This window comes from Rhodococcus sp. 1R11, from assembly GCF_004563845.1.
In the GTDB taxonomy this organism is placed as follows: Bacteria; Actinomycetota; Actinomycetes; order Mycobacteriales; family Mycobacteriaceae; genus Rhodococcoides.
This window is the reverse complement of sequence record NZ_SPNG01000020.1, coordinates 14,181-39,827: the sequence shown is the minus strand read 5'-3', so window position 1 is coordinate 39,827 and position 25,647 is coordinate 14,181. Positions and strand designations below refer to the sequence as shown.

Here is a 25,647-nt window from a genome sequence, read left to right as displayed (position 1 = left end):
ACGGCTTGAATATTAGCTGTTCCTGGTCGTTGCCCTCTAGCTTCGGGATGCTGGGCTCACACGCATCAGACGACTTATGCGGCAGGCACACGGGTCACTCACGTCAAGGTTCGTTGACGGTGCTGTAACCGAGAAGGGAGCACTGCGTCCCGGTGTCTTGCACCTGTTCTGTGTTTTCGCCTCTGAGCGTGAACTATGCGTCAGTTGACCACGTGCAGATCTGCCCGGTTGCGGCGATCAAGGGACGCAACCGGCCACATCTTCTGCGCTACTCGGGTTCAGTCGAGCGGGGATTTTATGGTTACGACGGGGCAGGGTGCGTCGAGCATGACTCGTTGGACTTGGCTCCCGAGTAGCAGCTTCATCGTGGCCGATCGACGGCGCATCCCGATGACGATGAGGTCGGCCGACACTGACTCGGCAACTTCGATGATCTGTGTCGCTGCGTCGCTGTCGGCCGCGTACACGGTGTGGGCTACCTCGCGGCCGTGCAGTTCGGAGGCGAGCGATTCTCCGAGGGTGGGTGAGCTGTAGTTTGGGCTCGCCGGAGAGTCAGCACCGCCGACGAGCACGACGTGGATGTGTAGATCGGTGGGGCTACCGGCCATTGCGGTGCCATGGTCCAGAACCCAGTCGAATGCGAGTCGGCTTTCGGGTCGATCGTTCTGTGCGATGACGATGTTCATGTGTGTCCTCATCCGGGGTAGGCGGCGGTGAGTGCGCCGACGGCGAGCATGACTACGCAGACGAGTGATGCGCGCCAGATTGCTTTTCGAAGGTGCGCTCCGAGTTCGACTTTGGCGAGTCCGATGAGCAGGAGGAACGAGGCCACCAGCGGGCTGGACGTGTGCAGGGGTTGACCGACGATGGCGGCTCGCGCCATTTCTTCGCTGGTGATGCCGTAGTGCGACGCGGTTTCGGTGAGCACTGGTAGTACTCCGAAGAAGAAGGCGTCGTTGCTCATCAGGAATGTCAGCGGGATGCTCAGTACGCCGGCAACGATGGCCAGGTGCGGTCCGAAGGCGTCGGGGATGACGTCGACGAGCCATCGGGACATTTCTTCGACCATGCCGGTGCCGTTGAGTACGCCGGTGAGAACCGATGCTGCGAAGACGAGGGCGACGACGGAGACGACACTCGATGCGTGGGCTTTGATTTGATCGGACTGCTCGCTGACACGCGGAAAGTTCAGTACCAGTGCAATGCCGACGGCGATCATGAACGTAACCGGTGGTTCGACGATATCGAGGACCAGCAGTGTCATCACGGCGATGGTGAGAGCGAAGTTGAGCCACACCAGCTTCGGGCGAGCTTTGGGTCGGTGCAAGTGTGCCGCAGCGCCTTCGGGGAGGTCGCCGAAGTCACTGGCCTCGTCGTTCGCTGTCGCGGGCGTGTCGTCGCCGGTGCCTGCGGAGCCGGTAGCCGGTCGATCCGATCCGGTCGGTCCCGTGGAGGCGCTGACTCCGGTTCCTGCTGTGGTGGTGACGCTTTCCCGCTGGAGGATGCGTGATTCGGGGTCGAGGGTGAGGGTGCCGACTCGCTTCCGTTCTGCGCGGCCGAGAAAGTAGGCGAGGACGGTGACGGCGATCAGGCCGGCTGCAATAGCGGGAATCATCGGCACGAAGATGTCGATCGGTGAGACGCCGAGCGCTGCCGACGCACGTGCGGTCGATCCACCCCAGGGAACGGTGTTCAGGACGCCGTTGGCTGTGGCTGCCACGACGGTCAGTATTACCGGGCTCATGCCGAGCTTGAGGTAGATCGGCAGGAACGCCGACGTCACGATGATGAAGGTGGTCGATCCATCACCGTCGAGGGAGACGATCGAGGTCAGTAGTGCGGTACCGACGACCAGACGCATCGGATCGTTCTTGACGAATTTGAGGATCAGTCTGATCAGGGGATCGAACAGACCGACGTCGATCATGATTCCGAAGAACGTGATGGCGAAGAACAGCAGTGCTGCGGTGGGGGCGAGTTTGAGCAGAGCTTCCATGATGATGTCGCTCAGGCCCCGACCAGCACCTGCGAACAGGCCGAACACGGTGGGCACCAGGATCAGTGCTGCGACCGGTGTTATGCGTTTGCTCATGATCAGGTACATGAAGACAGCGATCATGGAAAAACCGAGTATGACGAGCATCGTCGCCCTTTCGAGTAGTGGTGTGCATCACTGTATACCGTATGGCATTCCTTTGCGAGTGCCGAGGGGTTGGCTACGATGCATTCATGACGGGCGACAGCAAAAGTGACCGGGTGTATTCGCAGCTCAAGGCAGAGATCATGTCGGGTGAGATCGCGCCTGGATCGTCGCTGGGCGCGATTTCCATCGGTGAGCGGCTGAATGCGTCCAGAACCCCTGTGCGGCAAGCGTTTGTGCGGCTGGAGGCCGAAGGTCTCGTCACGCTGGTCGACCGGCAGGGTGCTCGGGTGGCACCGATATCGATATCGGGGGTGCGTGATCTTTTCGAGCTTCGCTCGCTGCTCGAGTCGACGGCTACCGGGATGGTTGCCGATGCGGTGCGATTCGATCCGGCTGCGGCTGGGCCGTTCATCGAGATTCTCGGCGAGCTCGACAGCATGGAGAACGAGGAACCGTCGAGTCAGCGGTGGGAGCGCTTCTACGAACTCGCCGAGCAGTTCGATCGGGCGGTGATTGCGCACACGCGTAACGCGCACTTGTCTCGATCGATTGCCGAATTACGGCCGCACAGTGCGCGTTTGAGGTCGATTGCGCACACCAGTCCGGATCGCCTCGAGCGCTCGCTGGTGGAGCATCAGCGGATGTGTCGGGCGATCATCGCCGGAGACTCGTCGGCTGCGAAGGCAGCGGCGGCCGAGCATCTCGTGGCCACCGAGCGAACCATCCTCGATGCAGTGATGAATCCTGCACGTGCGGGCCGTGGTCCTCGGATCGACGTCGTCACGGCCTGATTTTCGTGTCTGATCGCCGGGAGGGCCGCAGGACTCGGCGTTCCCGCCAGGATCCTGCGGCCGTCGGGTGTGACGGTCGAACGCGTCAGGCGATGTTGGTGCCGTGTTCCTCGTCGATGCGGGTGGTCACGCCGGTGGCGATGACGGTGCGGTTGGCGTCGATGGAGGCGTAGGTCCAGAAGATGTGGAGTTCGTCGGTGTCGGAGGTGTTGTGGAAGAAGTGTCGAATACCTGCCGGGATGAACGAGTTGTCGCCGACCGTGACGGGATACTCCTTGCCGTCGATGTGTGCGACGGCAGATCCTTCGAGGACCAGTACCGACTCGTCGCAGTTGTGGATGTGTTCGGGGATCGCCGATCCGGGGGCGAACATGGTGATGCCGTTGAGGAAGTCCTTCGCGCCGACCTGTTGTGAGACAAGCGGAATGGTGCGGGCTCCTCCGCCGCGTTGGCGTGGGGTGATGCCGGAGGAATGAAGCACTACGGCGGGGCGGCCGTCGTCGCCGGCGGAGTCGGTGACGGTACGGCCTTCGGTGGTTGTCATCGGTGATGGTCCTTTCGGGTGATGCGGGTTGTTGGGGTAGTGCACTAAGCAGTGGGGTGTCACTCCGAGGTGGGTGCAACCGAGGCAGGGGTGTTCATGGCCCACCAGGTACGCACGTTGACGAATTCGCGGATACCGGCGGAGGCGAGTTCTCGGCCGTAACCGGATCGTTTGGTCCCTCCGAAGGGCATTCGGGCGTCGGAGGCGACGACGGCGTTGACGAAGCAGGCGCCGGAGGTGACGCGTTTTCCGACCGCAATGGCCCTGTTCACATCTGCGCTCCAGATGCTGGCACCGAGCCCGAATCGGGTGTCGTTGGCGACGTGGACTGCTTCGTCGGCGTCTGCAACGGTGATGATGGACGCGACCGGGCCGAATGCTTCTTCGTGGTACGCCGCCATGCCGGTGCCGACGTTGCCCAGGACCGTGGGGGCGTAGAAGTTACCGGGCCGATCGAGGACCGTGCCGCCGGTGAGCAGGGTCGCTCCCGCGTCGACGGAGGCCTGGACCTGTGCAGCGACGCCGTCGCGTAGATCAGCTCGCGCCATGGGTCCGACATCGGTGCCGTCGGCTTCGGGATCGCCGACGGTCAGTGATTCGACTGCGGCGACGACCAGTCGGGTGAACTCGTCGGCGACCGGAGCTTCGACGATGAACCGTTTCGGGGAGATGCACGATTGGCCGGCGTTGAGGAAGCGGCCCCTGGCGGCCAGGTGCGCGACCTTGGGGAGGTCGGCGTCGGCGAGAACGATGAAGGGATCCGAGCCGCCGAGCTCGAGCACCGATTTCTTGATTTCGCGTCCGGCGACGGAGCCCACTGCAGATCCGGCGCGCTCGCTGCCGGTGATGGTCACGGCACCGACGCGGGGATCGGAGATGAGGCGTTCGGTGACCGCCGGTACGTCGACCTCGGCGACGAGGAGGGTGGTGAACAATCCTGCGGGCAAACCCGCGGCTTCGAGAATGGCCTGAGCTTCGAGAGCAGAGCCCGTGGTGTTGGGAGAGTGCTTCAACAATGCGGCGTTCCCGGCCATCAGCGCGGGCGCAGCGAAACGAAAGACCTGCCAGAGCGGGAAGTTCCACGGCATGATCGCCAATACGATCCCGATGGGTTCGTACGACACCCAGGAGGTGTCGGCGGAGGTTTCGTAGGTCTCGTCGGCGAGGAAGCCGGCAGCGTTGTCTGCGTAGTACTCGAGACCGACAGCGCATTTTTCGACCTCGGCTCGGGACTCGGCGAGCGGCTTGCCCATCTCTCGGGTCACCAACAACGCCAGTGACTCCGCGCGGGATCGCAATTCGGCGGCTCCATCGTGCAAGATTTTCGAGCGGTCATCGAAACCGATACGCGCCCAATCGGTCTGAGCGGCCGAAGCAGTGTCGAGCGCAGCGTCGATGACCGCGTCGCTCATCGCTTCGTACGTAGCGAGCTCGCGGCCGGTCGCCGGGTTGATGGTTGTGATGGAAGCAGACATTGTTGAAGTTCTCCTGGATAGGTGGCCCGAAAACGAGAAACGTCAGACGGACTCGGACGCGATCACGGTGGTGACGGAACTGCCGAACGTGTTGTGTTGCGAGCCGGGAACGATGACGTCCTCGGCGATCTCCCGCCAGGCAGCGAAATGTGGGGACGCTTTGTGCGCGTCGAACGCAGCGCGGTCGGTGTAACGCTCGTAGTAGAAGAAGTGGTTGGGTGTGCTCTCGTCCTCGAACACGTCGAACTGATGGCACCCGGGCTCATCTCGCACCGACGACACTGCGTTCTCGACGATCGCGCCGATGAATTTCTCGCGCTTGTCGGGCTTGACGCTCACCGACACCAGCAGGTTCATCACGGAAAGGCTCCTCGACTCGAATGTGATCCACGTTATGTATGTCGTAGTGTATACCTAAACGTATCGAACGAAACGAGGGATTGATTCCATGACCGACGAAACCCGCATCGAACCCGATGCGCTCACCGAGTTCGCTGCCGCGGTCCTGCGGTCTCACGACGTTCCCGAAGCCGATTCCCGACTCGTGGCGGACAGTCTCGTGCAGTCCGACCTGTGGGGGCATCAGTCCCACGGTGTGCTCCGTTTGCCGTGGTACGTGGCGCGGCTCCGTACCGGTGCGATGACTGCGGTCACCGCACCGGAAGTCATCGCGGATGCGGGTGCCCTGCAGATCCTCGACGGCCGCGACGGTATCGGCCAGGTGTTGACCGAAACCGCCCGGAGGTCGGCGATCGTCCGGGCACGTCGATACGGCATCGGAATGGTCGGAGTCCGCAACTCGAACCACTTCGGCACGGCGATGTACTACACCCGGCGGGCAGCACTCGACGGCTGCGCTTCCATCCTGACCACCAACGCCAGCCCTGCGATGGCACCGTGGGGTGGGCGCGAGAAACGCCTCGGCACAAACCCGTGGTCGATCGGGGCACCTGCGCCCACTCCAGGGGGAGCAGTGGTTGTCGACATCGCGAACACCGCCGTTGCCCGGGGCAAGATCTACCTCGCGCGAAATAGAGGCGAATCGATCCCGGACACGTGGGCGATGAACGCCGACGGCCGCATCACCACCGACGCATCGGAGGCGATCGACGGCGTCATCTTGCCCATGGCGGGCCATAAGGGTTACGCCATCACCTTCATGATGGACATCCTCTCCGGCGCGCTCACCGGCAGTAGCACCGGCACAGCAGTGAAGGGGCCGTACGTCGCAGACCAGCCCAGCGGAGCGGGCCACATGTTCATCGCCATCGACGTCGCCAGCGCAGGCAAGACCGAGCAGTATCTCGAGGCTGTACAAGGACTGATCGACGAGGTGCATTCCACCCCGCTGGCGGATGGTAGCGACCGCATCTTCTACCCCGGTGAGGTCGAGGACAACGCTGCGGCAAGCAATCTCGCTGACGGGGGAGTGGTGCTGGCCGAGCAGACCATCGAAGACATGAGAATCCTGGCGACCCAAACCGGCGTTGCGCTTCCTTTCTGATCTCCCCGCTTCTTCGCATGGGCGCGGCCCGATACCCCTGAATCGAGATGCTTGTGGTCAACAGTGCGCTCGGCACGAACACCGTGAGTTCGGTGGATTTGCAGTTGGCGTCCAACGGCGATTCCGCACATCCGGCGGTGCCCCGCACAGCAGCGGAGATCGCTGCAGATGCAGCGGTATGCGTTGCTGCCGGGGCAACGTCGCTACATCTGCACGCGTTCGACGATGACGGTGTCGAGTCGCTTGCGCCAGGCCCGGTGGGCCGGATGTTGCGCGCTGTCCGTGCCCAATGCCCCACGGTGCCGATCAATGTCACCACCTTCGCAGCCATAGTCCCGGACCCTCGTAGACGTCTCGAGCACATCGAAGGCTGGACGGAGTTCCCGGATCTGATCGCGGCGAATCAAGGCGAAGAAGGCATAGACGACGTCTCCGAACTGCTGGCAGCGCGTGGTGTCGGCATAGAGGCATGTGTGCTCAGCGTCCGTGACGCAGAACGGTTCATTCGTGCAGGCAACGCGTCACGATTCGTTCGCCTCGTCATCGAACCGCTCGAAGACGACGTGGACGCGGCCTTGACCCTTGGTGCCGAGATGGAGTCCATCATCGCCACAGCCGAGATAGATCTGCCACAGCTGCACCACGGCGTGGGGATCGCGTCGTGGGCAATCACGCGGCGGGCTCTCACTCGCGGACACGCTGTACGCACCGGGCTCGAAGACACGACCGTGCTCCCTGACGGCACACCGGCCCGCTCCAACGCAGAACTGACAGCAGCGGCAGCTGCAATGATGACGGCATACCACCGAGCGATTTAGCCAATGGCCAGCAGATTCCAGTCGCCAGAACCTCGAATGGTGCGAGGGTGCGGGCATATGTGTGCGATCGGCTTCACGGCGTCCGGGACGGGCTATGCATCCAGAAGTCCAGCTCGAGATCGTTGTCGTCGTCGCACGTTCTTTATGAGCTGAAATCTGTTGCGCCGTTGGCGATGAGGACTTCATCGTCGATGAGGCACTGCCCGGTCGTTTGGGTCGAGGGCTGGGGGAGTACGACGTGGGCGGCGTCGGCGACGATGTCGGTGCTGCGGCTGCGGCTTGTCAGTTCAGCTCCGAGAACGTTCCGAACGGCGGCAGTGTCGATGGTCGTGCGCGGCCACAGCGAGTTGACCGCAATGTTGTGACCGGCCAGCTCCCGCGCTAGACCGATGGTCACCAGTGTCATCGAGAACTTCGAGATCGTGTATGCGGTGTTGACTCGGTCGATCCACTTCGGATCGAGCGAGATCGGGGGCGACAGCGTCAGAATGTGAGGGTTCGCCGATTTCCGCAGATGGGGTATCGCGGTCTTGGACAGTAGGAACGATCCGCGGGCGTTGATGTCTTGCATCAGGTCGTACTTCTTCATGGTGATGCTGGTGGTCGGTGAAAGATCCAGTGCGCTTGCGTTGTTCACCACGACGTCTATTCCACCGAACTGTTTCGCCGTCTGCGCCACCGCTTCGATGACCGTGCCGTCGTCGCGAATATCGCACACGAGTGGTAGTGCGTGGCCTCCCGCTTCCTCGATTGCCCGTGCAGCGGTATGAATGGTGCCCGGCAGTGTTGGATGTGGTTCGACAGTCTTCGCGAGTATGGCGATGTTGGCACCGTCGCGGGCCGCTCTGAGCGCGATAGCCAGACCGATGCCTCTGCTTCCGCCGGACATGATCAGTGTCTTTCCCGAGAGGTCGGGCATTGTTCTCCTTGTGTTTCACAGTGACCCGGCCGCCGGTGAGCACCATCGTGCGGCGCGGTGATGTACGAGAGACAGATGTGCACGTTCGAGCCAACGCTTGGAAGGCCGATCGGGTTCGTCAGTTCGTCAGGTAGGCGTTCAGCTCGCCGTCACGGTATCGGCGACGCATCAGCTTCTTGTCGTATTTTCCGACGCCGGTTCGGTTGACGGTGTCGACGAACGCCCACCGTTCGGGGATCCACCACTTCGCCACGTGTCCGGCGAGCCAGTCCTTGAGATCGTCCGCGCTGACTGTCGATCCTTCGCGAACGTTCACCAGCGCAAGGGGACGCTCGTCCCATCGTGTGTCCGGAACACCGATGACTGCGGCATCGAGGACGTCTGGGTGTCCAGCCAATACTGTTTCGAGTTGGACTGAGCTGATCCACTCGCCGCCGGATTTGATGACGTCTTTGGAGCGGTCGGTGAGAGTGAGGTAGCCGTCCGCGCCGATGTGGCCGATATCCCCGGTCTTGAGCCAGATCCGGCCGTCGGTGTCGACGGTGAAACTGTCCGATCCCGTTCCAGCGACGTAACTTCCGGTGATCCATGGTCCGCTGACGTGGACCTCGCCGACGGCCACTCCATCGCGTGGGAGGGTAGCTCCGGTGTCGTCGACGATGCGGCCGCGAACTCCGAACTGAAATCGTCCGGCCGAGCCCTCGATCCGTCTTTTCTCACCCCGCGTTGCACCGGAATGCGCTTCGGCCACTGCTGCGATCGGGCTGGTCTCGGTCATTCCCCATGCCTGGGTGATGTCGACGTCGAGCTCGGACCGGTAGGCCTCGATGAGGGCCGCCGGGACAGCTGCTCCGCCGCAGATGACTCGTTTCATCGTATCGATCCGGTGTCCCGGGTGTGCTCGCGTCCAGTGGAGGACATCGTTGAAGATGGTGGGCACGCCTGCCGCGAATGTGGGGCGATGCGTCTCGATGAGGTCGACGAGGGTGTCGGGCTTGAGGTGTCGATCAGGCAGAAGGAGATTCGCGCCGGCCATCATCGCTGCGTAGGGGATGCCCCAGGCGTTGACGTGAAACATGGGAACGATGGGTAGAGCGATGTCGTGGAAGGACAGTCGAGCGACGTTCCCTGCGCAGGCAGCGAGGGCGTGCAGGTAGATCGACCGATGGCTGTACACGACGCCTTTGGGGTTGCCGGTCGTACCGCTGGTGTAACACAGTGCAGCTGCCGATGTTTCGTCCAGTACGGGCCACTCGAACGATGTCGGGTGCCCGTCCAGCAGGTCCTCGTACCGCAGCAGGGCCCGACCGGTCGACCCGAGCTCGCCGAGCAGGTCGTCCTCGACGTGACCTGTGACGATCACGGCAATGGTGTCGTCCAGGGACGCGATCACGGGGCGAAAGACGTCGATCAGTGATGAGTCGACGATGATGGCGCTGTCACCGGCATCGGCGATGACGAAGCGAAGCTGTTCGGCACTGAGGCGGATGTTGAGGGTGTGCAGGATTGCGCCGGAGCACGCGATCGCGAGGTAGGCCTCGAGGTGTTCCTGGTTGTTCCACATGAACGTGGCGACGCGCTCCCCGGCCCGAATGCCGATGTCTGTCAGGGCATGCGCCAGTTGCGCTGCGCGTGCGGCCGTCTGGGAGAAGGTGACAGTACGCGCGGTGTCGCGAGGCCCGTGGTAGGTGATGACCTCGGAGGCTCCGTACGTTCCTTCGATGCCGTCGAGGACGGCGGTGAGTGTCAGTGGTACGTCCTGCATCGTGGAGTGCATGCTGCGGTCTTCGGCATCAGTGGGCATGGGGCACCGCCTCTGGGATTGCACTGTTACTGAACGGGATTCGGAACGTCAGTAGCGGAATGTACTGCTGGGCTGCGTGAATGTCGCGGTCGTGGATCGATCCCTGCGGGATCGCGCGGGGGTAGGAGATCTTGATCGCGTGGAGCTGATCGAGTCGGAAGATTTTGATGCTGTTTTCAGGGACGCCGTAGACCGCAGACAGCGAGTCGGGCGTAATGGTGCCTTCGGCCGCTGCATCAGCGTACGACTCCCGATCGGGGAAGAAGATGTCGATCGTGACCCAGAACGGTCCAGCGTTCTTCGATCGGATCTTGCTGGCGAGGTCGCCGAGTGCGACTGAGGTGATCATCGGAGTTCCTCGGAGTAGTCGATGGGAAACAGTTCGGTGGGTGTGTCGACTTCCATGGAATGTTGCAGAACGAAGGTGTAGAGATTTCCGCGTTCCATCTCGGCCGGTGAGGACATGAACGACCAGCTCGGTACGGAGTCGGTACCGGGCAATGCATGGTGCAGCAGATAGGGATTGGCGAACTTGGCGATGGCGGTCGCGGTGCTTTGGTCACGGGCAGTGACGCAGCAGGCCACGCCGACCTCGCGGGGAGTCGACGGGTCGGGATCGATGTCACCGAGGACGGCGTTCCATCCATAGGGCCGAAGTTCGATGGTGTAGTCACCATGTCCGACGTCGAACAGAGTCGGGATTCGTGCGTGCAGGAACGTCGCCAACGAGTCGATCCAGTCGCCGATTCCGGCGAGGACTTGGGGATCGCGTAGGCCGACGATGGAGACCGTCTGGGCACCGGCGACAGCTGATCCTTCGAGCTTGATGGTGTGTGCCTCGGCATATTCGAAGCGTGAACCGGTGACGCGGACCCGCCGATCGTCCAGTGCGGTGTAGTGGGCGTCGGTGGTGTCGAGTGTTCCGGCTGGTTCGCGGAGTCGGAACGGGTCCGAGTTTTCGTAGAGCATGTGCGCCGCGACGCTACGAGGGGTGCAGGCGTCGTCGGCGTCGACGGGTTCGACGACGAAGCCGTCGTCGTCGATGTGCACCATGACCCCGCCGATGCCACTGCCGGTGGTGCAGAGGCTGCCGCATTCCGCGATCTTGCTGGCGTGCCACGTCGGGCCGAACGGTTTGCCGCGCATCAGTGGGACGGCGGCGATGAGTGCGCAGTCGGTGGAACGTCCGGCGAGGACGATGTTGGCACCGTGGGCGAGGGCGTCGGCGATAGGTTCGTGTCCCATCAGGCCGACGATGTGCTCGCAGCTGTCGATGGTCTCGTCGGTGAGATGCCCGGCAGGAGGCAGATTATGGATACGTTTGTCGGCGAGTCGCTTTCGGATCAGCGCCTTGTCTACTTCGCTGTAGATGCGGGCAATCTTCCGTCCTGTCAGGTGTTCCTCGTCGATCACCTGACGGGTGATGGAGTGAAGCCACTCGACTCCGTCGTCGGTGCCCGAGGTGCCGCAGGACCCGACAATGACCGGAATGTCTGCTGCCGCGGCTCCGATCAGGATGGCGCGCATATCTCGAAGTACTGCTGCACGTGCCGTTTTCGGCTGGGACGCACCCAGGTAGTAGGGCCCGGAGTCGGTGGATCCGCCGTCGACGGCGATCACATCTGCGCCCAAGGCGATGCCGCGCGAGATGGTGTCATCGGGGAACCCGGCACCGAGCATTCCCACGGGGACGAGGATTCTGACCGGGTCGGTCACGGGAGTGGCGGTCACGATGTGGGCCTTTCTTTCGGTCGTCGTAGTCGGGTGACGCTGGTTGATGGGTGTCGGATCTAGATCGGAACGATTCCGAATGCAAAGGTGGCCGCGATCGCGACCAGGGACACTGCCAACGCCCATTTGAGATTGACTCGGAGCATTTCCCCGAGATCGACCCTGGTCAGGCCTGCAATCAGCAGCACGGTCGGCACGAGGGGACTCAACGCGTGGATGGGTCCGCCCAGAACGGCCGCACTCGCCGTCTCCAGAGCCGTCATACCGTGCTGGGATGCAACCTCGCCGAGGACGGGCACGGCCCCGAAGTAGTAGGCGTCAGAGCTCAGGAAGAACTGTGCAGGCAGGGCAATGAATGCGATGACGGGGCCGAAGTGCCCGTCGAGGGCGGAGGGTATGACGTTGACGAGGCTGTCGGCCATCGCTTCGATCATCCCGGTACCGGTCAGGACTCCGGTGAGAACGCCGGCTGCCAAAATCATCGTGATGACCGACAACAGCGTCGGCGCGTGTGCAGCAAGACGCTCTTTCTGTTGCGACGGTTTCGGGAAGTTGACCAGGAAGCCGATGGCAAAAGCACCCATGAAGAGCACCGGTGCAGGCGCCACCTCGAGCACGAGTGCCGTGAGAAGTGCAATGGTGAGTGCGGCGTTAAACCAGAACAGTCCCGGACGGGCGGTGTCGGCGTTGCATAGCAACTCGCCTGTGTCGACCTCGACAAGATCGGCCTTCGACGGAGTCCCCGGGCCGCTCATTGCCTTCTGACGACGCTCGGCCGACTAGTTCAACCGACGGCGCTCGCGCATTCCCAGGAAGAACGCGACAGCGAGCGTCGAGATGACCATGACCGCCATGATGGGAAGCATCTTGATGAAAATCTGCTGCGGATCAACGTTGAGAGCCACCGCGACGCGTGTCACCGGACCTCCCCACGGGGTGAGGTTGGTCGACATGATCGCCAGAGTCAGGACACACACCAGATGAATGGGCCGTATTCCCAGACGTTTGTAGAGCGGGAGGAATGCTCCGACAACGATCAGGGCAGTCGATGCCCCGTCGCCGTCGAGAGAGACCGCCAGCGCAAGGACTGCGGTGCCGACGACGATCTTCATCGGATCGTTCCCGGTCACGGACAACACTTTTCGGATGATCGGATCGAAAAGTCCTGCGTCGATCATGATCGAGAAATACAGGATCGCAAACGTCAACAGCGCCACCACGGGCGCGAGATCCTGCAGGCTCTCGACGATGTAACCGCCGACATCGCTTCCGTAACCGGCCGCGATCGCGAAGACGAGCGGGACTGTTATGAACGCGACCAACGGGGTGACTTTCTTGCTCATCACCAGCGCCATGAACACGCCGATCATGGCGAAGCCGACTACGGCCATCGCAACTCCTCTTCAGAGACCCGTTCGTCGTCGAACACGAAGCGTTCGGAACACGGGTGGGTGAGTGATGTGGCACGAGCATTGCTCGCACCGTGGTGACGATCACACCACACAACCCCGCTGCTATGCAATAGCATAAACCGCAATCAAGCTTCGGAATCTTCCTGACGTGCTCATATGCCGACTAACGTGCTAATTTCTACGAAAGAGCAAAGGGAAGGAGATCCTGCAGATGACGTCACAGCTCTCGCTCGCGCGTAGCGGCGGCACAGTAGCCGAGAGGACGTACCAGGCGCTGCGCGACGGAATCGAGTTGGGACGCCTGCTGCCGGGCGAGCGGATCACCGAGCGGGCGGTCGCTGCCGACCTCGGCGTCAGTCCCACTCCGGTGAGGGAAGCAATCCGAAGGCTCGAACAGGAGCGGTTGATAGAACGCACCAGTCCACGAATGGTGCGCGTCTCACAGCCGTCCCCGGAGGTGTTGAGAGAACTTGCCTACACCGAGGCTGCGCTGCGCGGTGTAGCGGCACGGTTCGCGGCATCGAAGATCACCGACGACGAGATCATCGAACTCGAATCGCTTGTGGAGACGATGGAGACTGCATACCGAACAGGCGACTCGCTCGGCGTCCTACCCGCAGCCGCCCGGTTCGACGTCATCGTCGAGCAGGCCAGCGGAAACGATATCGTCGCATCACTCGCCGCGAACATCACCGCCTTCGGACCGAACCGACGTCAACGCGCCATCACCGAGATGATCAACCACGACACCTCGGCCATCGAAAGCAGGCTGTCCGATCATCGCGACATCCTCGACGCACTGAGGGCCAAGGACCCAGATCGGGCAGAAATGCTGATGAAACAGCACATCCTCACCGCGACCAGGTATTTCATCGAACTGGGGCCCTAGGCGAAGGTCGCGGATCGGACTGGAGTCGCGACCGCCGCGCCCGATCTCTACAAGACCGTGCACAACCCAGGTGCTAGTGACGAACCCAGGTCTATTCGTCTGGGCCGAAACGAGATTGCGCTGGAACCGCGGGCAAGTCTCCGCAGCTGCCGCGGCCGGGAGTGCATCAGCTGCAGGAGACGATGTGCACGCCCATGCGCCAGGACGCTCTCTGTCCACCCGATACCGTGGCTGTCCGATACCGTTCAGGACTGTCCGATGTCGCACGATCCACGGCAGTCCGTTGTCACGAGAGTGTCACAAGTCGGTACGTTCGGACATGGACCGAGCCGGACCGTGATGTACGAAAAGCGTTGCAAATGAACAAATATCGAGTCCAGCATAGTTCAGGTGAATCCACTTCTAGGGACTTGAAATCCGCACAGTGTCGGTTCGAGTCCGACTGGAGGCAATGGAGTCCACATGGATCCAGATTTGTGTTCCGGGACAGCGCCTTTCGGGTGGAAGCGTGGACTTCGGCGGGCTACCACGGATGTGAGTGGACAACCGAGACAGCAGATTTCAGATCCGCGCAAGGTCTGATCTCCCCGTCGTCGCATCTTCGCATTCGTGCAGCTCGGGGCCGGTATTCGTGCTGAACGGTCGTCTCTTTGGGTTGGTAAGTGTCACGAGGCTGTCACAACTAGGGCTGTCTGACCTCGTCGACACCCGCGTCCTTTCAGAGTCTCGTGTCGAAAACGTTGTGATGAAACAAGTGTCGCAAATACGTAGGTAACGCGACGAGAGTTGCGTCCTTGACGAAGCATTCACGGATGTCGCCAACGTAAATTGCGGTTCCTCCTGATAGCAGGGGTGGGCGCAGTAGGTATTGCCGTGATCGGCGGAGGTATAGCCACCGGTCGATTGCCGGTCAGCATTGCCCTGTCCGGTCAGCCGTTCATCGGGACGGTATCTGCGGTGACTGCGAGCGGCATCACGGTGTACCCGCGTGCGGTCGCCACCACGGCAGGGGGTTATGCAGCGTCGCAGTGAAACTCGATCATGTTCAGTTGTCCGACGTCTGCCTGTCCACCACGGCGCACGACTCCCGTTTCTCGGCGACGTCGCCCTCTTCGCCAAAGTTCCAGGACCGAACGCAGCAACAGCCGATTGAGTCGTGCTCGACGCGTCATCGGTAGGCGGAACGGTATCGGTAGGCCATGTTCGACTCGGCCTCGACGCCAGCGCACTCGGCGAAGTCACCGGTTCGGCGACGTCCGCTGTGGCGGTAAGTCAGTCCTCTGCTGGACAGACGCGCGTTGAGATCATCAGGCTGACAGCGACCGGTGCCTCGTTGGAGAATCTTGCTGTCTCGGTCGAGGCAGGCGACACGTCGTGCTGACTCACTCTGCGTCCGATTCCGACGTTGCGACGCGACGAGCGCGGTTTCGCCGGTGGCGTCCCATGCGGCCCCTTAGGGGCGGGGTGTGCTTGCAGGCGTCCGGGCTCATGCTCATGCCGCCGCCGCCGCCGCCGTCGCCGTCGCCGTCGCCGTCGCTACGGTGAAGGTCGGTGACCTGTTGGTATCGATCAGCACCATCGCAGGCGTATCGACGTTGCTGCTCGGTTCCCTTATGTTGGTGTGTGCGTGTTCGGTGCTGACGCACGCTGCAGCCAGGCTGCCCGCCGGTGTAGCGGCGATGGTGCTCGCATTGGTGGCGCTCCCGGCAGCCAACATGGCGGCTATGTGCTGGGCACTGTGCTCGGGGTGATCGGATCCGCGTTGACTCTTGCGTGGGCGCGCCAAACGTCGAACTCCTCGCCGGAGTGATCGGCGAGGATGTGCTGCCACACGCTGCCGGACCTGTTCGACTCCGAACCACAGTGGCGTCACGCAGAGGACAGACCGTTCACGACTGCGCCGTCGGTAATCGCGATGCCATGACCGACAGACGCTTTCGACGATGCCCGACGGTGCGCGAGACGATCCCTTTCTTATCGCACACCGTCAGGCCCATGAATGGGTCTATTTTTTGCGGAGTTCGCCCAAGGTGGCGTCGATATCGGTCATCTCCATCTCTGCGGTTTTCTGGATGAGCTCGAGCAGATCGGGGTCGAGACCGGGCGAGAATTCTTCGAGTCGTTCCGGTGCGATCTCCATAGGAGCTCCAGCCGGTGCCTGCTGACTCGAACCCAGATCCGTACCGTCCTTCGACGGAGACATCCCCTGGTAGATGCGTCCGGCCTATGGACGCCCCGTGAGATCGAACGTGTATTGCTTACTCTGTAGACCCATCTCCACCAGTTTCTTCACTTCCGGAAACTGTTCGGCATTTGTCTTCGGGATGGGAAGTGGCTTCTTCCGGTCGATGCCGAGTGTCTCGAGTGTTTCGCAAACCCGTTCTCGTGGGCCTGATCTCGGACAATGAGATAAGAGAACGTCGATCGTGCGGTCTTGGTTTCGGTCATTTCGTACATGCGGCATTTCTGCAGACGCCCGGTGGATTCAAGTATCAGGTTGTACAGCAGATCAAGCAGCGGATTCCCGGAGTTGTGTACATAACTACCGCTCCACGGATTGCCTACCGAATCCGCCGGCAACGCACCTTGGTCACCGACGAGGTAGTGGTGAATGTTGCTCTTGGACAAAGCGATATTGAGCGGAACCGCGCCACCCGCACCCGGTGTATCGAGCGGGTCCGTCAAGTTGCCCTGGTACTGCGGGAACCGTCGAGGAGCCGAGAAATCGTGGTGCCGATGAGATTCGACGTGGCTGATCTCTTCGGTGCCTATGCTCAGGATGAGGTCACGGTACGGTCTGGCGGATGCGCCGCGGACGTTCATCGACTGGAACACGGCGGTGATATCGGCGTGAAGGAACCTGCCGGCGAGGGAGGCGATCGCACGTTGGTTCGGTGATGCGCGTAGGTCACCGGAACCCGTCCGGGTTTGCAGTTGCTCAGTTTCTCGCGCACGACAACAGGTGTGAACGCCGCACAGTCAGGGAGCAGCGAGCAGCGCATCGCGAGATGCCGACCCTCGCTTGTTGCCCATCGTCGTACCCGTCTCTCGAAACCATTTCTTGAATTGCATTCAAACTGTCGGTGACGAAAAGGGTATGTCAAGCACTTTTTGAATATAGTTCAAGATCCAGTATGCCCGTGGTAGCTCTACCGAGCGGTTCGGACCTCTCCGCAGTGTGCGCGAATGGCCCTGAGACCCTTGGTGTGTCCAACAGGACACTACGAGCTACCACCCCCCCAGTCAGCTGTACCCACCCGTCGAACTGTAAGAACCTGCGCGGAAGCTGACCTATCGGCCGGGGTCGACTGTGAAACGCGTATGTGAGCCTGGTGAAATCGATGACCGATCGTCGACGTACGGGAACGACTCTTCAGTCATTCCCTGGCCGTGTGGTCAGCGGTGGCTGGCGGACTCCGGTGAGCCGACGTGTCGATCGTCTCGGCAGAGAATAGATGCGCGTCGCGCCGGGCCCGATACCGCGCGTCTAACACTGGATCGATGGCCGGGCTATCGCCGGCCAGCCATCGTCGGTACCGCCGGTCGTCGAGCTCGGCCGGGTCGGTGCCGCCGATTCCGGCGTCGAGGAGGTGCTCGACAGCTGCCAGATCGGCCGGGAGTTCGTCGTCGCGTCGAATCAGGTAGTCCTCGATGAGGTACGTCAGGTAGCGGCTGCAGATCGGGCTCAACGCCGACTCGAGCGTGGTGAGTTCGCGCCGCGCTCCTCCGAGTGTCGAGACGTCGATATCGCCATCGAGTACCGAGTTGAGAGTGCGCGTGGCGCGCAACATGGTCGTCACCACGCCGACCGGCACGGCCACAGCTCCGGTCGGGGAGGGGCCGTGCGGCGTTTCGGCGACGCTGCCTTCTGTGGTGGGGACGCCCCCGGAGAGGGCGCGAGCTGCACTACCGGCGGTCCATCCAAGGCCTCGGTCCAGTTTCGCGAGCGTGTCTGGGGATATCGATTCTGCGGCAGCGCGTTCGACGTTGCTGATCGTAGGGCCTGCAGGTCCACCTTGTCGGCTGACCTCGCGTTGAGTGAGTCCGAGTTCGATGCGGCGTTGACGCACCAGCACACCGAATCGGTATGCTGCCGCGTCACTCACGGTCAATCTTTCTGTTACCACTCATCACGCCCAGTTGCGTGCTCGCGCCGGTACGGGTTAAAGCATGTTTTGCCTGCGACATACTGTCACAGTAATTTATTTAGGTACAAAAAGTAATTGAGATAGGCAGGGTTCGATGAATGTTTCCGCGGCGCTGACCGACTGCAGGCACGCCCACGAGACTGCGTGCGCCGAGCCGAGCCCCTGGAACGTCGCGCGTTACGACAGGGCGTTGTACGTCTATGTGGGGGTTGCGAGGAAACGGATCGTGAACCTGTGGTGGGTAGCGGCGCTGGGTGGTGCTGCGACAGCAACGTTGAATCTGTTCGTCGGGTTTTCCACCCCGACAGTCGGCGCGGTGCTGCTCGTGTGGGCAGCAGGAATAAGCGTGCCGATCACACGGACCGTGGGGCAGAGACGGCGAGCGGTCGCGTCGGCCGATGGGTGCCGTGCTGCGTTCGCTCGCTGGACCAGTTCTCCGCCGAACGACTGTTGAGCAGCGCAGCAGGACGCCTGTCCGACAGGCTGAAGGACTGTGCCGATCGGTCAGCGGTGCAGTGCACGATGGCCGCTCGGTGTGGTCAAGGAGGGAGGTGGAGTTGTCCTGCGAACGACCTGTTATCGAACTATCCCGCGCGGAAGGTGCTTGGAGTTCGGGCCTTCTCCGACGGGAAGGATCTGCCTCGGCCGACACGCTGCGCTACGCCACCGACGTGCTCTACAAAGCGCGGCTCGCTCGCACTTGTAACGAACGGGACGCGCCCGGGCCCGGGCCCCTTGACGAGACCCTCGCCGTGGCGATGGTCCGTGGCGATGGTCCGCGGCGACACCACCAGGCTCGCCGCCCTCGGTTGACCCGAAACCGAGGGCACTCGAACGACTCCGAAGCCGCATCGAGCAACCCGACATCGACACCGCAACGCAGTGGTTCGACGAAGTCCGAGCCAGACTTCGAGCGTAGCCGGAGCAAATCCCTGTGCGCTGTGCTATTCCGTGCCGACGAATACAGCGGCTCCGGCCTACCCCCGCGGCGTACTCGTCCGTCGCCGACTACCTTCATCGGTCCGTGCGGAGCATTACGACCTGTTACTGCTACGACATGGTTGACAAATCCCGATCCAGCTACCACGTGGTCGAATCGGAACTGATCGACAAGGCAGGAGCTGCGGCAACGAGGAGGGTGCGGGATGCCTGTGGACGGACAATCGGCAGCTCGACGAGTTGTTCGTCAGGCTTTGGACGAGGGCTGGAACATGAGGGAAACCCTCGGGATTCTGCGATGCCGGCGATGCCGCCGAACAGCATCATCGACAGGTAGTCGACAAGTGAATTCTCCGTCATGGTGCGACTGGTCACCCACCACTGGACGGTCGACCGAATTGCCCCGACCATCGCGAACGCAAGGGGCTGTGCGCCACTAGGACTTTTGCCGCTCGCACGCAGTCGTTCTTCGATGACGACACCGAGGGACTCGGCAATCATATGTTCGGCCTCGGTGGCTATTGCGGGGACGTCCCCAGATAGGTTGTGCGCCAACGAGAAACGATGGAGCTCGCCATCTGAAAGTACGGCGTCGACATACGTCGCGATGATGGCGCGTGTTCGCTGAAAGTCGTCCTGCCCCGAAGATGCGGCCGCACGGATTCTTGGCGTGAGGATGGTCTCGACGTAGTGTGCCACAGCCGCTTGAAGTAGTTCGTCCTTGCTGGAGAAATGTCTGTACAAGACGGGCGCCGATACACCGTTGGCCGAGGCAAGTCCGTTGATACCGATGTCGCAGCCGAATGTTCGGACAGCAGCGATGGTTCCGTCGAGCAAGGCCAGTCGGCGCGCAGTGTTGTGCCCACGCCACCTCAGTTCGCGTCCGTCGACCATTACCCTTTTCCTGAATCGAGAATTCGCGGCTGTTCGATGTTCGCCGAGCCGAACGGACCAGGTGCCGAACGGCGCACGATCGAGGTCCATCGATGTTCGGCCTGCCGGATATCCCGTACCGCTAGTCGATAGTGATCTCGATGCTTGCGGAGACCGGCACGGACTGACACGCCAGGCGCATACCTTTGCCGAGTTCGTAGTCGTCGAGAGTGTCGTTGCCGCGCATCTCGACTTCGCCTGCTGCGAGCGTGAACGCGCACGCCCCACAGGTGCCTTCCCGGCACACGAACGGAGCATCGATTCCGTGTTGGAGCATTGCGTCGAGAAGAACCGTGTCCGGTGGGCACCGAAACGAGTAGCTCGTGCCTTCGACTTCGGCGGACACCGGTGTGCCCACGTTTGCCGCGGTCTCGGCAGGCTCCTGGAGTGACGCGTCGAGGAACGGGTTGGTGTGAATCGACGTGAAGACCTCGCGATGAACGGCATCGCGCTCGACACCTGCTGCGACGAGTACGTCGACAGCCAGCTCCATGAATCCGGCCGGGCCGCAGAGGTACGCGTCGGAACCGGGATCGACGGGTACCGCGTCGCGCAGTCCGGCGAAGGTGGGCAGGCCACGCTCGGACTCGAACCAGTGACTCACTGTCAGACGTGTCGGGTAGCGCTGCACCAGGTCGTTCAGGGTATCGGCGAACATCACCGACTTCGGAGATCGGTTGGCATAGATCAACACCACCTGTTGATCGTGAGAGACCAACGCAGCCTTGAGAATGGACATGATGGGTGTGATACCGCTGCCGGCCGCGAGGAGAACGAGAGGCCTGTCCCAACGCGCCGGTACGAAGGTGCCGGCGGGATGCAGCGCGGACATAGTGAGGCCGACGACGGCGTTGTCGCACAGCCAGTTCGACGCGTGACCGTATGGGGTTCTCTTGACCGAGATCGCGGGCAGGTCGTCGATGCCCGGGCTACTCGACAACGAGTAGCACCGCGCGACGGAGATGTGCTGTGGGTGAGGGATTTCGAGTGTCACGAATTGCCCGGGGCGGTACGTGAACGCTGTGGGCCCGTCCGGACCGAGGTGGGAAAACACCAGAGTCAGCGAATCGGAGGTTTCCTCGATAACGCTTTCCACTCGTAGCTGCACTCTGCGCGGTTCGGTCTTGGTGGCGACCGGATCGATAGTCACGAAGTCTCCCTACTCGGCTCTGGCTTGGGCCGACAGCCCGGTTGTTCTATCGGTGCGGGCTGTCGGTGTCATTCGACAATAGACCATTGACAAATGGTGCAATAAGCAATGATGCTGTGTCGATGACCTCGACCATGGCGACCACGAGCATGCAGCGGCGAGGCTCGCGCCGATCTCGCTGTGCCGCGTGGGTCACCGCCCGAGCACTTCGCCCGATCGCGTCGCGTCTTCCGTACGACCGCTCGGGTGTGCACGTGGCGCGTGTCCTCGTCGAAGTCGCTATGCGTCTGAGCGGCGGTGTTGCACGGGGAACAACTGTCACGGCGGTGACCGAGCACGGGGTCGTCGGCGAGTGGGTCGACGCATCCGGGCACGACGCAGCATCGGGCTCGACCGACGCAGTCGTGCTCTATTTGCACGGCAGCGCGTTCGCCATCTGTTCGGCCCGCACGCACCGCGGTCTCGTGTCGCGACTGTCACGCGAAACCGGGCTGCCCGTATTCGTGGTGGATTATCGGCTCGCCCCGGAGTGGCCGTTTCCGTCTGCTGCCGATGATGTGGAGCGGGCGTACCAATGGCTGCTCGACACGGGGTACGAGCCGGATCGCATCGTGATCGCCGGAGACTCCGCGGGTGGTCACCTGGCACTCGACCTGATCATCGACAACGCTCGACGACGTGTCCCGCAGCCTGCCGCGGTGGTGCTGTTCTCCCCGCTGATCGACCTGACATTCGCGCTGGCGGAGCGCCGAGAACGTCGCAGGAAAGACCCGATGATCTCGGCGGCGGCTGCACGGGCTCTGACGTCGCTGTACACGCGCGGCCAACAGCCACACATCCCGCGGCTACGACTGGCGATCGAGTCGGGAACGGTACTTCCACCGTTCCTGGTGCAAGCCGGTGGCGCAGAGATGCTGGTTGCCGACGCCGATCACCTTCTCGAGATTGTCCAATCGGAGGCGGGCACGTGCGTCCTCGAAATCTGGCCCGACCAGATGCACGTCTTTCAGGCGCTGCCGCGACTCTCGCCCGAGGCCGATCCTGCACTGCGGCGAGCCGCGCGGTTCATCCGTGCAGAACTCGGTCGCCTTCCCTCCGAATCAACAGCTTCATCGACACGAATCGAGACCCCATGTTCGGACTGAAGTCCACGCCCTCGCCATCGTACGACGCAGATGCCGTGGTCACCGGTGCCGGTAGCGGTATCGGCCGCGCCTTCGCCCTCGAGCTCTCTCGGCGCGGTGGCCGCGTCGTTTGTGCGGATATCTCGCTCGAACGTGCCGAGGAAACCGTCCGTCTCCTCGACGGTCGCGGTTATGCCGTGCGATGCGATGTCGCAGTTCGATCCGAGGTGGAAGACCTCGCACTGTTCGCCGAGCTCGAATTCGGCGGTGCACCAACACTGGTGATCAACAATGCAGGCGTCGGCATCGGCGGCAAACCGATCGGAGACGTCGGTTTCGATGACTGGAACTGGGCCCTGGGGATCAACCTGTGGGGCGTCATCCACGGATGCGAGACGTTCGTTCCGCAGCTACGTACCGCTGGTCGCGGCGGGATCATCAACGTCGCCTCGGCCGCAGGATTTGCAGCCGCACCGACCATGGGTCCGTACAACGTCGGCAAGGCCGGTGTCATGTCGCTCTCGGAAACCCTGGCGGCCGAACTGTCGGGCACCGGTGTCCGGGTGAGCGTCCTGTGCCCGACCTTCGTCAAGACCAACGTCGCAATCGACGGCCGCATCACCGACCGATCCTCAGCGCTCGCAGCCACACTCATGCAGTGGACCGGATTCTCACCCGACCGCGTCGCCGTCGGCACCCTCGATGCCTTCGACAAGGGCCGCCTCTACGTCGTCCCGCAGCTCGACGCCAAAACGATCTGGCTCGCGAAGCGTCTGGCTCCGGCCCTCTACGCCCGTGGCGCAGGCCTGCTCAACCGCCTGATGCCCAACGACCCTGCTGTACAGACCGTCCCCGCATCTTCTTCGACGACAGGAAAGTGACAATGACCGAGAACTTCGACTTCGATGGCATGTTGACCAAGATCAAGGACCGACAGTGGGCTCTCGCGGACATCGATTGGGACGCACCGGGGACGGAGACGATCAGCCCCGAGCTGCACGCGAAACTGAAGCCGTTCATGTCCGACCTGATGTGGATCGAGAACGTCGGTGCGCGCGGCTTCGCGGCTATGGCGCGGAAAGCTCCCACCGAAACGCTCCGTGATATCTACCGCCACTTCCATGCCGAGGAGCAGAAGCACGCCAATGCCGAGCTGGCGCTGATGCGCCGGTGGGGGATGCTCGAGAACGACGAGATCCCGCAGCCGAACATCAACGTCAAACTCGTGATCGATTGGTTGGACAAATACGCCGACCAGACTCCGCTTGCGGTGCTGGGCACGGTCATCCCCATGCTCGAGGTCGCCCTCGACGGTGCGTTGGTCAAGTTCATCATGGACGAGATCCACGATCCGGTATGTCAGGAAGTGTTCAAGCGCATCAACGCCGACGAATCACGGCATCTCGCAGTAGATTTCGAGGTCATCGAGCTGCTCGGACACGCAAAGATGCGCAAGATCTTCGTCGAAACCGTCGGCGCTTGGGCACATCCATCGTTGATCATCGGAACCCTCCGATACATCCCACTGCTGAACAAGATGCGCGACAACATCGTCGAGATGGGTGTGGACGAGGAGCGGCTCTACACCGCGATGAAGCGCTTCAAAAAGGTGGGTGAGCGCACTCCCTTCCCCAAACGCCTGCCCATGTACCGGTTCATCAGCTGGCACGGCTCGGTCGTCATCGATCGCGCGCACCCGTATCACCGTTTCGCCGACTCGATGGTCAAGTTGACTGCCAAGTACCCCAAGCGTCTGCTCCGCGGCCAGCCCACCTGGTCGAAGGAACTGACCTACGAGCCCGTCGCATGAGTACGCGTGAAGTGGTCTCGGTAGCCGTCATCGGCGGCGGGTTCGCCGGGATCGGTGCCGCCGTGCAGCTGACCCAGCGCAGTATTCGCGATTTCGTCATTCTCGAACGAGGTACTCGGCCCGGTGGAACTTGGCGCGACAACACCTATCCCGGTGCAGCGTGCGACATTCCGTCGCGGCTCTACTCCTACAGCTTCGCTCCGAATCCGGATTGGTCACACACCTACTCCGGCAGTGAGGAAATCCTCGGGTACATCGATTCGATGATCGCGAGGTTCGAGCTGGACCGGTACTTCCGGTTCGAGCACAACGTCGCCGATCTGACCTGGCACGAAGATTCATCGCTGTGGGAGATCACGATCGACGATCGCAACCCAATATTCGCGCGGACCGTCGTGATGGCATCAGGCCCTCTCGCGAATGTGAGCCTACCGAAGATCCGCGGCATCGAGACCTACGAGGGCAAAAAGATTCACAGTGCTCGGTGGGATCACGATTACGACTTCGCAGGCAAGAAGGTGGCCGTTGTCGGAACCGGTGCCAGTGGGGTGCAGATCGTGCCCGAGTTGGTGAAAGTAGCGGATTCGGTGAAGGTCTTCCAGCGCACACCGGGGTGGGTGCTTCCACGAACCAATTTCAGCACCCGACGCCGAACCCAGCAGGTCTACCGGCGGCTACCGTTCACCCAGTCGCTGGCCCGAAAGGCCTGGTTCTGGGGGCACGAGTCGGTCGCGCTCGGCGTGGTGTGGAAGTCGCCGTTGACCCGTGTGGTCGAAGGGGTTTCGAAGCTGCACCTGCGCGCGCAGGTCAAGGACCCGTGGCTGCGTCGTCAGCTCACACCCGAGTTCAGAGCCGGATGCAAGAGGCTTCTGATGACCAGTGCGTACTACCCGGCATTGCAGAAGGACAACTGCACTCTGGTCACGTGGCCCATCGCCGGTATCTCTCCGAAGGGAATTCGAACGGTCGAGGGAATCGAGCACCGATTCGACGCCATCGTGTTCGCGACCGGGTTCGACGTCTCGAAAGCCGGCACTCCCATCCCGATCACCGGCCGCGACGGCCGCCTTCTGGCCGAGGAATGGAGCAAGGGCGCGTACGCCTACAAATCTGTGGCGGTGTCGGGATATCCGAACATGTACTTCACCTTCGGTCCGAACTCCGGCCCCGGACACAGCTCCGCGCTGGTCTACATGGAGGCGCAGATCGACTACATCGTCGATGCCGTCGCCACCGCCGTGAATCAGAACTTCGTACTCGATGTCCGAGCGCAAGTGCAGGCAGAGTACAACGCCGAACTGCAGTCCCGGCTCACCAAGACCACGTGGAACTCGGGCTGCTCGAGCTGGTACCTCACCGAGGACGGCTTCAACGCCACCATGTACCCCGGCTTCGCGACGCAGTACATCAAGCAGTTGGAAACTGTCGAATTGCCCGACTACTCGGTGACCGCCGCCACTGAGGTGACCGGACCCGACCTCGTCCCCGATTCGGTCGGCGCACGGAGTTAGGC

The 25,647-nt window shown here is 62.2% G+C and carries 27 protein-coding genes; 11 read left to right on the top strand and 16 right to left on the bottom strand.

The genetic code is table 11. The features are described 5' to 3' along the window. Nucleotides 1-278 precede the first annotated feature (278 nt). Together E4P29_RS24745 and E4P29_RS24740 are read right to left on the bottom strand one after the other, a co-directional pair. Entirely contained in the window at nucleotides 279-686 is a 408-nt protein-coding gene (locus E4P29_RS24745) for a universal stress protein (protein ID WP_135047752.1), read from the bottom strand. An 8-nt stretch (nucleotides 687-694) separates the two neighbouring features. After that, nucleotides 695-2,143: a citrate:proton symporter gene (locus E4P29_RS24740; protein ID WP_135047750.1), complete on the bottom strand. Its 1,449-nt coding sequence runs from the start codon at nucleotides 2,141-2,143 to the stop codon at nucleotides 695-697. Between the two features lie 86 nt (nucleotides 2,144-2,229). Between E4P29_RS24740 and E4P29_RS24735 the strand changes: the two genes are divergently transcribed. Beyond that, entirely contained in the window at nucleotides 2,230-2,934 is a 705-nt protein-coding gene (locus tag E4P29_RS24735; RefSeq protein WP_135047748.1) for a GntR family transcriptional regulator, read from the top strand. An 85-nt stretch (nucleotides 2,935-3,019) separates the two neighbouring features. Here the strand turns inward: E4P29_RS24735 and E4P29_RS24730 are convergent, their stop codons facing one another. From E4P29_RS24730 to E4P29_RS24720, 3 genes are read right to left on the bottom strand one after another with little or no spacing between them, the layout of a single operon-like run. Beyond that, a complete protein-coding gene (locus E4P29_RS24730; RefSeq protein ID WP_135047746.1) occupies nucleotides 3,020-3,478 on the bottom strand; it encodes a cupin domain-containing protein in 459 nt (152 codons plus the stop codon). Nucleotides 3,479-3,537: 59 nt separating this feature from the next. After that, entirely contained in the window at nucleotides 3,538-4,953 is a 1,416-nt protein-coding gene (locus tag E4P29_RS24725) for an NAD-dependent succinate-semialdehyde dehydrogenase (RefSeq protein WP_135047744.1), read from the bottom strand. Between the two features lie 42 nt (nucleotides 4,954-4,995). Further along, nucleotides 4,996-5,310 (bottom strand): putative quinol monooxygenase, encoded by a 315-nt coding sequence (locus E4P29_RS24720; protein WP_245154485.1) that lies wholly within the window; start codon nucleotides 5,308-5,310, stop codon nucleotides 4,996-4,998. Between the two features lie 91 nt (nucleotides 5,311-5,401). Here E4P29_RS24720 and E4P29_RS24715 point away from each other — a divergent pair, with 91 nt between their 5' ends. Beyond that, nucleotides 5,402-6,457, top strand: a complete 1,056-nt coding sequence (locus tag E4P29_RS24715) for an Ldh family oxidoreductase (RefSeq protein WP_135047740.1) — start codon at nucleotides 5,402-5,404, stop codon at nucleotides 6,455-6,457. 92 nt (nucleotides 6,458-6,549) lie between these two features. Beyond that, nucleotides 6,550-7,275 carry a 3-keto-5-aminohexanoate cleavage protein gene (locus E4P29_RS24710; RefSeq protein WP_209205508.1) on the top strand — a complete coding sequence of 242 codons (726 nt, stop codon included), beginning with the start codon at nucleotides 6,550-6,552 and terminating at the stop codon, nucleotides 7,273-7,275. A gap of 142 nt (nucleotides 7,276-7,417) precedes the next feature. Here the strand turns inward: E4P29_RS24710 and E4P29_RS24705 are convergent, their stop codons facing one another. The 6 genes from E4P29_RS24705 to E4P29_RS24680 form a co-directional block, all read right to left on the bottom strand. Continuing rightward, entirely contained in the window at nucleotides 7,418-8,194 is a 777-nt protein-coding gene (locus tag E4P29_RS24705; RefSeq protein ID WP_135047737.1) for an NAD(P)-dependent oxidoreductase, read from the bottom strand. A gap of 118 nt (nucleotides 8,195-8,312) precedes the next feature. Beyond that, entirely contained in the window at nucleotides 8,313-9,971 is a 1,659-nt protein-coding gene (locus E4P29_RS24700) for a long-chain-fatty-acid--CoA ligase (RefSeq protein WP_135047808.1), read from the bottom strand. 16 nt (nucleotides 9,972-9,987) lie between these two features. Further along, nucleotides 9,988-10,347 (bottom strand): DUF4387 domain-containing protein, encoded by a 360-nt coding sequence (locus E4P29_RS24695; protein WP_135047735.1) that lies wholly within the window; start codon nucleotides 10,345-10,347, stop codon nucleotides 9,988-9,990. Continuing rightward, nucleotides 10,344-11,729: an acyclic terpene utilization AtuA family protein gene (locus E4P29_RS24690; RefSeq protein ID WP_209205507.1), complete on the bottom strand. Its 1,386-nt coding sequence runs from the start codon at nucleotides 11,727-11,729 to the stop codon at nucleotides 10,344-10,346. Before E4P29_RS24690 ends, E4P29_RS24695 begins: the two co-directional genes overlap by 4 nt. Nucleotides 11,730-11,788: 59 nt before the next feature. After that, nucleotides 11,789-12,484: an SLC13 family permease gene (locus E4P29_RS24685; protein ID WP_135047733.1), complete on the bottom strand. Its 696-nt coding sequence runs from the start codon at nucleotides 12,482-12,484 to the stop codon at nucleotides 11,789-11,791. Nucleotides 12,485-12,508: 24 nt separating this feature from the next. Continuing rightward, on the bottom strand, nucleotides 12,509-13,120 hold the full coding sequence (locus E4P29_RS24680; RefSeq protein WP_135047731.1) for an SLC13 family permease: 612 nt from the start codon (nucleotides 13,118-13,120) through the stop codon (nucleotides 12,509-12,511). A 232-nt stretch (nucleotides 13,121-13,352) separates the two neighbouring features. Between E4P29_RS24680 and E4P29_RS24675 the strand changes: the two genes are divergently transcribed. From E4P29_RS24675 to E4P29_RS24665, 4 genes are all read left to right on the top strand, one after another. After that, a complete protein-coding gene (locus E4P29_RS24675; RefSeq protein WP_135047729.1) occupies nucleotides 13,353-14,030 on the top strand; it encodes a GntR family transcriptional regulator in 678 nt (225 codons plus the stop codon). A gap of 873 nt (nucleotides 14,031-14,903) precedes the next feature. Further along, entirely contained in the window at nucleotides 14,904-15,062 is a 159-nt protein-coding gene (locus E4P29_RS26165; RefSeq protein ID WP_167735604.1) for a hypothetical protein, read from the top strand. Nucleotides 15,063-15,186: 124 nt separating this feature from the next. Beyond that, nucleotides 15,187-15,411, top strand: coding sequence for a hypothetical protein (locus E4P29_RS24670; protein WP_135047727.1), 225 nt, complete (start codon nucleotides 15,187-15,189; stop codon nucleotides 15,409-15,411). Between the two features lie 85 nt (nucleotides 15,412-15,496). Further along, nucleotides 15,497-15,781: a DUF6114 domain-containing protein gene (locus E4P29_RS24665; protein ID WP_245154479.1), complete on the top strand. Its 285-nt coding sequence runs from the start codon at nucleotides 15,497-15,499 to the stop codon at nucleotides 15,779-15,781. Nucleotides 15,782-16,035: 254 nt separating this feature from the next. On the opposite strand, the gene E4P29_RS26575 is transcribed toward E4P29_RS24665, so the two are convergent. From E4P29_RS26575 to E4P29_RS24645, 5 genes are all read right to left on the bottom strand, one after another. After that, nucleotides 16,036-16,170 carry a hypothetical protein gene (locus E4P29_RS26575; RefSeq protein ID WP_280634559.1) on the bottom strand — a complete coding sequence of 45 codons (135 nt, stop codon included), beginning with the start codon at nucleotides 16,168-16,170 and terminating at the stop codon, nucleotides 16,036-16,038. A 149-nt stretch (nucleotides 16,171-16,319) separates the two neighbouring features. Further along, complete coding sequence (locus tag E4P29_RS24660) at nucleotides 16,320-16,853, bottom strand: manganese catalase family protein (RefSeq protein ID WP_245154478.1); 534 nt, start codon at nucleotides 16,851-16,853, stop codon at nucleotides 16,320-16,322. A gap of 554 nt (nucleotides 16,854-17,407) precedes the next feature. Beyond that, a complete protein-coding gene (locus E4P29_RS24655; protein ID WP_167735603.1) occupies nucleotides 17,408-18,136 on the bottom strand; it encodes a helix-turn-helix transcriptional regulator in 729 nt (242 codons plus the stop codon). A gap of 1,122 nt (nucleotides 18,137-19,258) precedes the next feature. Continuing rightward, nucleotides 19,259-20,011: a TetR/AcrR family transcriptional regulator gene (locus E4P29_RS24650; protein WP_167735602.1), complete on the bottom strand. Its 753-nt coding sequence runs from the start codon at nucleotides 20,009-20,011 to the stop codon at nucleotides 19,259-19,261. Between the two features lie 121 nt (nucleotides 20,012-20,132). Beyond that, nucleotides 20,133-21,200, bottom strand: coding sequence for a ferredoxin--NADP reductase (locus E4P29_RS24645; RefSeq protein ID WP_245154477.1), 1,068 nt, complete (start codon nucleotides 21,198-21,200; stop codon nucleotides 20,133-20,135). A gap of 326 nt (nucleotides 21,201-21,526) precedes the next feature. On the opposite strand from E4P29_RS24645, the gene E4P29_RS24640 reads away from it, so the two are divergent. From E4P29_RS24640 to E4P29_RS24625, 4 genes are read left to right on the top strand one after another with little or no spacing between them, the layout of a single operon-like run. After that, entirely contained in the window at nucleotides 21,527-22,345 is an 819-nt protein-coding gene (locus tag E4P29_RS24640; protein ID WP_245154476.1) for an alpha/beta hydrolase, read from the top strand. After that, a complete protein-coding gene (locus tag E4P29_RS24635) occupies nucleotides 22,333-23,205 on the top strand; it encodes an SDR family NAD(P)-dependent oxidoreductase (RefSeq protein WP_135047721.1) in 873 nt (290 codons plus the stop codon). The genes E4P29_RS24640 and E4P29_RS24635 overlap by 13 nt, the downstream gene beginning before the upstream one ends. Nucleotides 23,206-23,207: 2 nt before the next feature. Beyond that, nucleotides 23,208-24,134, top strand: a complete 927-nt coding sequence (locus tag E4P29_RS24630) for a ferritin-like domain-containing protein (protein ID WP_135047719.1) — start codon at nucleotides 23,208-23,210, stop codon at nucleotides 24,132-24,134. Further along, nucleotides 24,131-25,645, top strand: coding sequence for an NAD(P)/FAD-dependent oxidoreductase (locus E4P29_RS24625; protein WP_135047718.1), 1,515 nt, complete (start codon nucleotides 24,131-24,133; stop codon nucleotides 25,643-25,645). The genes E4P29_RS24630 and E4P29_RS24625 overlap by 4 nt, the downstream gene beginning before the upstream one ends. Nucleotides 25,646-25,647 lie beyond the last annotated feature (2 nt).